Genomic DNA, 7,184 nt, shown 5'->3' on the forward strand with positions numbered 1-7,184 from the left:
GAAAAGGGCCGGCCCAAGATCAGTCTTTATCAAAAGACTGGAGGGCGGCCCTTTCCTATTCGTTTCGATTATCCGGCAGCGATTAGGAGGATGTTGGCTTTGTTTGCTTTAACGCGGCAATAGCTTCCCGGAAGGCAACTACTTCTTCGAACATTTCATTATCCTGGGTATTGACACTAGTCTTGACGATAACGATGTTTTCCTTTTGATTTACATAAATGGATTGGCCATAAATACCGCTTGCAAGAATTTCTTGGCTGTCGCCGGGCAGCCACCACTGATTTTTATAGTATGGCATTCCTGGGCTACCGACATAGGTTTCTTTGACCCAGTTATCGGAGATGATCCGCTTGCCGTTCCAAAGGCCGTTATTTAAGTACAGGCGGCCGAACTTGGCATAGTCGCGCAGCGTTGCATTGAGAAAGGCGAATGTCATGTCATCGCCGTGCAAATCCGTGTTCCAATAGGCGCGGCTTTCCATGCCGAGGGGCTTCCATATTTTTTCTTCCAAATATTGCGCAGGCTGCTTTCCGGTTACTCTGTGAATGAGCATGCCCAGAACCTGGGTGTCCGATCCTTTATAAGTAAAGGTCCCCGGTGGAGTTTCGGCAGGGAGAGTTGCCATTTTGCTGTTGAAAGATTTTTTATTTACAAATAATTCATTATACCACACGGTTCTGTAAGGCTCTTCAAAAACGGGATATTTTACACCGGATGCCATGTTGAGAATATGTTGAATCGTGACGCCGTTATACCCCGACTGGCTCAGCTCCGGCAAATAATCGGTGATCGGATCGTTTACACTTCGAATATATCCTTCGTCTATGGCAATGCCAATTAGGGCAGAAGTAAACGATTTGGATATGGACCAGGACGTATTCAACGATTTTGCCGTATTGCCCAGGTAATAATTTTCCACCAATATTTTATCGTCTTCTATGATAAGAAGTCCTGTTGTTACGGTGCGTGCGAGCAAATCTTTAAATTGTCGGGACTCCCCATTATACGTGTAAGTGAAATTAGGCAGTTTGTGGAGATCTTTTTTGAACCGGAACACATTTTGTTTATCATGCTGGATTGTTCGGCTTGGGAAAACTTTATCCATAGAACGAAAATTTTGCACAATCTTCTTTCGGTCAAACAGGGTTAAAAACTTGGACGGATCATAAGTCGCCGAGCTAACGGACAACTGCTGCTCTTCCTGCCCGACGATTTCTTTGTCGCTTGACAATTGGATATCCTCGTAATCTTCCAAGCTCGCAATTTGCGATTCCTCCGCATGCGAGACGGAGTAGAGAGGAGAGAAGGAGCCAAACGATCCGATGACAAAAGTGCTGAGAACTGCAGACATCAACCATGGTTTCTTGGGCATGTACTGTTACACCTCTTAGATTGTAGTAGTAGATTCATAGAAAGCGGTTTCATGATTTATTTTACAGTATTTAATAAAATATTACAAATAAAGAACATACTTCCGTGATGATGGTGACCTAAAGAAAACAACACTCCGCCTAGAATTTGTCGCTTCCTTCTTTGGATAAATGGGATTACAACTTAATTAACGCAATATTTTATCATACATCCCAGAAAATGGTTTGCCAATCACCGAAAAGGGGGGATTTCATACGAGTCATCGGCCGGAACGATATGCAGCTGATTTCCATCGTAGAAAGGCAGCAAAACCGATTTACGAAAAGGAGGATTGTTTATATTGACAGCAAAAAAAGGTTTAAAACTGATGCTGAGCGCGGCGCTTGTCATAACTTCCTGGGGCTTTTTTTCGGCTTCGCAAGCGGAGGCCGCCGGGGTGCACCCATCGCTTCCGGATTGGTCCCATGCAGGCTACAAGGGCGGGGCGCCGCTGCCGACCGGAGGGACGGTCATCGATCTGGCCGCCAAAGGCGTAAAGGCCAATGACGGCAAGGACGATTCCGATGCGCTGCAGGCGGTCATCGACGCGATCCGCAGCGGTTCGCTAACCGTCAACGGCACTAAGGTCAGCGAGACGAACCGGGCGATTCTGCAATTTCCCGCGGGGGAAATCAATCTGAGCAAATTCATCCGGGCGGACGCCAGCTGGGTGACCTTCCGAGGCGCAGGCACCGATCCGGCCACGGGAACGAAGATTGTATTCAGGCCTGCCAGCACGTACACATCGGATAACGGCCTGCCCGTCATCGACGGCAAGCTGTGGCCGGGGTACGGCGCTTTTCGCGTGGAGGACCGGGACAAAGATCCGGGCGAGCCCGACTATGAAGGCAGCATCAACTTCCATTGGAAAGCCGGCGTCAAAGTAGCGAATACCGGCGGCGGAACGAAGGGCGGCAATCAAATCAAGCTGGCCAGCGGAGGCGGCAAAAAATTCAAGACCGGGGACACGGTCTACGTCGGAGCAGCTAATACGGCGGACTTTTATCAAATGATGGGCGCGCCACAAAATTACTGGATCAATCAGCACATGCGCAGCCAAATGTTCAAAGTGACAAGTCTGAGCGGGGACACGCTGACGATCGACAAGCCTTTGGAGTTCGATATCCCGTACAGCAACGGCGGGGCGATTCTGGGAACGACCTACTATAGCAAGGTGATGCCGATCAAGCTTGTGGAAGGCGTCGGTTTTGAAAATTTTTATTTCACGCAAGATATTTCCTACACGCCCTACAGCAATAAAAATGTAAACGATTACGATCCGGTCTCCAATCCGAACGGCGTCGGCTTGAAATATACGAACGAGGCCCCGGAATACGCGATCCATGCGATTGTGTTTAAATGGGCGCAAAACGGCTGGGTGAAGGGCATCCGCACCTACATGACGGGCTCGCACCCGATCGTCACGGAATTCGCCAGATATATGGAGTTTCGGGATAATGTCATTTTCGGTTCGTGGAACAAAGGAAAAGGCGGTCACGGTTATTTCCGCGGCTCCAAATTGTACGACAGCAAAATTATGAACAATACGATCGACCGCGTCCGCCATTTGACGCTGCAATGGTCGGCCACGGGCAACGTTGTCTCGGGCAATACGATGTCGGTGGATATGAATCTGCACGGCGGCTGGGAGCGCCGCAATCTCATCGAAAACAACGTCATTACGGTTCCTTTCCGTCATCGCAGCTGGGGCGAGGGAGAAGGCGGCGCAGAGCCGGAAGGCGGAACATGGTACCCCATCTGGTACGGAGCAGGGCCTCATGCGTCCAAATGGTCGGGCTCGACCGGCGAGCAGAATGTGTTTTTCAACAACACGATGAGCAAGCAGGAAACGGACGGCGGAAGCTACACGACGTATGCGCCTTACAACGATCCTCACCGCATCTATCAAATCGGCTGGGACGGAAGCAAGTGGACGCACCTGGAGAAGCCGGCCGGGACGCTGATCAGCACCTGGACCGATAACGAGAAAGTGGACTACGCGCTCGCTCCAAACAAAGGCGTCTACGACTGTTTGACGTTCTCCGGAACCTCTCTGTTGGGCGGCGGAACGGCCGTATTGAATTGCAAAGGCAGCAGTTCCGGGGATACGCAAGCACCGTCGGCACCGGCCAATTTGACGGCAACCGGCGTCACGTCCTCCTCGGTGTCGCTTTCTTGGAATGCTTCCACGGACAACGTCGGCGTCACAGGCTATGACGTATACAACGGCGCAGCGCTGGTTGCCACCGTGACCGGCACCGGCGCAACGGTCAGCGGGCTGAGCCCGAATACGACGTACACCTTTACGGTCAAGGCGAAGGATGCGGCCGGTAACGTCTCCGCAGCGAGCAACGCCGTGAAGGTAACGACCAGCGGAGGCACGCAGAACCCTGTGCCGGTTACGCTGACGGCAGCCGAAGACAGCTTCGTTCGAGGCGGGACGTATGCCAACGACAACTACGGTTCCTCGGATACCATGAGCGTCAAGCTCAGAGCCTCCAATGCCTCCTACGACCGCAAAGGCTATGTGAAATTCAATCTATCTTCGATTAGCGGAAACATCAGCTCGGCGACCCTGAAGCTGTATGTTACGAATATTCACAGCAACACGACGTCCTACAGGCTGGAAGCGAGGGGGCTGCAAAACGACGCGTGGAGCGAAACTACGATTAACGCCGCGAACCAGCCCACAGAAGCAGGAACCCTTATAGGTACGGCAACAGTCAACCAAAAAGACGCGTATGTCAGCTTTGATGCGACCGCTTTAGTGAAAAGCCAGACCGATGGAGTCGTCAGCTTCCGGCTTGTTGGCTTGGACGAGGATTTGGGTGCGGATTATGCGACCAAAGAACATGCCAATGCGGCGATACGCCCCGTTCTTGTCGTGAATGCAGGGGGAAGCGGCGGCGATACGCAGCCGCCTTCGGTGCCGACCGGGCTGTCGGTTACGGGCAAAACCTCCTCCAGCGTATCGCTCGCATGGAATGACTCTACCGACAATACGGGTGTCGCGGCCTACGAGGTGTATAACGGGTCGGCGTTGGCCGCTACGGCGACGGGAACAACCGCGACTGTCGGCGGATTAAGTCCGAATACGACGTACACCTTCACGGTCAAAGCGAAGGATGCGGCCGGCAACGCTTCCGGCGCAAGCATTTCGGTGAATGCGACGACGGATGCGGTCGGAGCCGGGTGCTCGGGCGCGCTGAATTCGACGCCGGCGATTCAAAACGCCATGAAAAACGCAAAGCCCGGCGATATTATCAGCATCGCTCCGGGAACTTATCTCGGCGACGTGTCGACGTCCGGGGATACGCCGAGAACGCCGGATGATCCTTATGGGCCCGGACTGTTCTTTTCGCCGAAAAACGGGACGGCTGCCGGTCATATTGTACTGAAAAGCTGCGATCCCGCGAATCGGGCGATTTTAACGGGAAAAGCGGTAAACGACGGGTCCTATGGCATTCATTTGACGGGGGATTATTGGGAAATCCGCGATCTGATCGTTACGAACGCCCAAAAAGGGATCGTGGTCGATAACGGCAACAACAACCTGCTGAACAACGTTGAAGTGCATCGGATCGGGGACGAAGGCGTTCATTTTCGAGACGGCAGCTCGTACAATACGCTGGAATACTCCAAAATTTACGAAACGGGCAACTACCAGCCGGGATACGGGGAAGGAGCCTATGTCGGCTCGGACGAGAGCTCGCCATACGAGCATACCGTGATCGGTAATACGATCCGGCACACCGTCTTTGACGGCGGGATTACGGCAGAGCACATCGATATTAAGGAGGGCGCGGACGCCACCGTGGTCGAGTACTGTTATTTCAACGGAACCGGCATGACGGGAGACAACAGCGCCGATAGCTTCATTGACGTGAAGGGCGTCAATTCCGTGATCCGTTACAACGAGGGCTACCGGAACGGGAACGCGAAGGTGGCGGACGCGTTTCAGGTGCGGACACACGGGTCCAAGTACCCGACCGGAAAGGACAATACGTTTTATAACAATAAGGTGAATCTCGATAACGCGCCGGGATACGTTGTCAATGCCACAAGCGCGGCTACGGGAACGAAAGCGCACGACGACGTCCGAATCGGCGGCGGAAATTTATACAATAAAAATGTGAACAAGTAAGGGCGAGAGGCAACTGCTGGTGGAAAAAACGAACGTTTAGGAGAAATGAGCATGAAGGCATTCTCTCTTCGCGAGGGAATGTCTTTTTGCTATGAATAGCACGTGACAATTTGGTATATATAACCAACTATGTTAAAATAAAATAAATAAAATAGACTCCTAAAACATAGAGAGGGATACTCCAATGACCAAAACGAAATCAAATGAAGTTGTACAAAGTAATTTCCTGAATGCTTTAACCGAGGAGAGGATACCCGTTACCTTAATCACCAAAAACGGATTTCAGATGAAGGGGGTCATCAAGTTTCACGATCAATATACGATTGTCCTAGAGGTGAATGGAAACGATACTTTGATCAACAAAGTCGCCATATCCACGATTATTTCAAGCAAGCGTGTGGCTATTTGATCAGCAAGTTTACCTGAACTTATTTACAAAGTCATCGCTCCAATTGCTCGACCGTCCTCGACAAAGGTAAACGGTCTATTCTTTGGCACACCCTTTGAAAATTCCGCCCTTAAAAGCGGCTATTATGTATGGGAGTGTAGATGTTACCAGCATCTGCATTCCCTTTTTTACATGCGATTGGTCTAAAATACCTAATAAATTCGACAAATAATTCCAATAGTAGTATTATAGATTCATGGAATAAGATTGGGCGGTGTTTCTATGGAACTAATTTGGAATGTCGTTGGGTTAGCTCTTCTAAGTTCGACTTTATATTTATCTTTGAGAGTGTTATTTAAAAAAACGGAATGAAATGATGCAAGAAGGCTTATTCAAAGTGGTAAGAGCGAATTCATTGAGCTAGCGTCTCCCACTAGTCTAATCTTTAGGTGTTATATTATAACTAACCAAATAAAATCTGGCTGTTGGAGTGTCATTCTTCAGATATAGTTCTACATTATCTTTTTTAACCCCAACATTACATAAACTAACGGTTATTTCAAAATACTTTGCTCCATGTAAAGCATCTGCACGAATGCTCCCGTTATCTTTTCTTTTTACTGTTACCTTCTCGTTAATATTAGTTATTCGTTCACAATTAAAGGTAGCATATTCTGTCTTATAAATGTCCTTGAGTGAAGCAACTATAACTGAATGCAATTGTTGTAACAAAGCTTCTTCAAGTTGTTTTTCCCTAGTTTCTGTATGAGCGGCTAATGTTGGTGTTGTTACATTAATTAAAAGCATGCATATAAGACTAAAATAGCAATAGCGGGTTTTAAAGGTCAAAGGACGCGCCCCTTTTAAATTTTCTGTATATTCCCCTTTCCGGAGAAAATTTATCCTTCCCAATATGATGTCAGTTACAACTCATTCATTTTGCAGCCCGTATTTGGATAAGACTTCTTTTGTGAATGCTTCTTTCTTACTATCCTCGCTGGTGTTCCCCGAAAAAGTCTTTTCATTGCTACTGAGCTTAAAGTTACCTAAATTATAATTAAAAATAAAATATTCGCCACTTATTGGATGCTTTGAGAGAAACACGATATATTTATCGTTAAGGCTGAGAAGACTCCCTCTTCGATAAGGGGGAGATGAATCAGCATCTCTTGTGTATACATGAGAACATATGTGCTATAATTGTCATGAAATTACCAAAGGAGGTAGATGCTCGCATGTTGC

General features: G+C 48.9%; 4 protein-coding genes. 2 read left to right on the plus strand and 2 right to left on the minus strand.

Features of this window, described 5'->3' with window-relative positions:
* Positions 1-82 precede the first annotated feature (82 nt).
* Positions 83-1,372, minus strand: a complete 1,290-nt coding sequence (locus tag PEL01S_RS28470; protein WP_063184416.1) for a serine hydrolase domain-containing protein — start codon at positions 1,370-1,372, stop codon at positions 83-85.
* Between the two features lie 339 nt (positions 1,373-1,711).
* Here PEL01S_RS28470 and PEL01S_RS28475 point away from each other — a divergent pair, with 339 nt between their 5' ends.
* On the plus strand, positions 1,712-5,554 hold the full coding sequence (locus PEL01S_RS28475; RefSeq protein ID WP_127462665.1) for a CBM96 family carbohydrate-binding protein: 3,843 nt from the start codon (positions 1,712-1,714) through the stop codon (positions 5,552-5,554).
* Between the two features lie 184 nt (positions 5,555-5,738).
* Positions 5,739-5,963: an RNA chaperone Hfq gene (hfq, locus tag PEL01S_RS28480; protein ID WP_127462666.1), complete on the plus strand. Its 225-nt coding sequence runs from the start codon at positions 5,739-5,741 to the stop codon at positions 5,961-5,963.
* A gap of 417 nt (positions 5,964-6,380) precedes the next feature.
* Here hfq and PEL01S_RS28485 read toward each other — a convergent pair whose 3' ends face one another.
* The gene (locus PEL01S_RS28485) at positions 6,381-6,791 is read right to left on the minus strand and encodes a hypothetical protein (protein ID WP_127462667.1); all 411 of its coding nucleotides are present in this window, start codon (positions 6,789-6,791) and stop codon (positions 6,381-6,383) included.
* Positions 6,792-7,184: the final 393 nt, after the last annotated feature.

The organism is Paenibacillus elgii NBRC 100335 (genome assembly GCF_004000865.1).
GTDB lineage: Bacteria > Bacillota > Bacilli > Paenibacillales > NBRC-103111 > Paenibacillus_G > Paenibacillus_G elgii.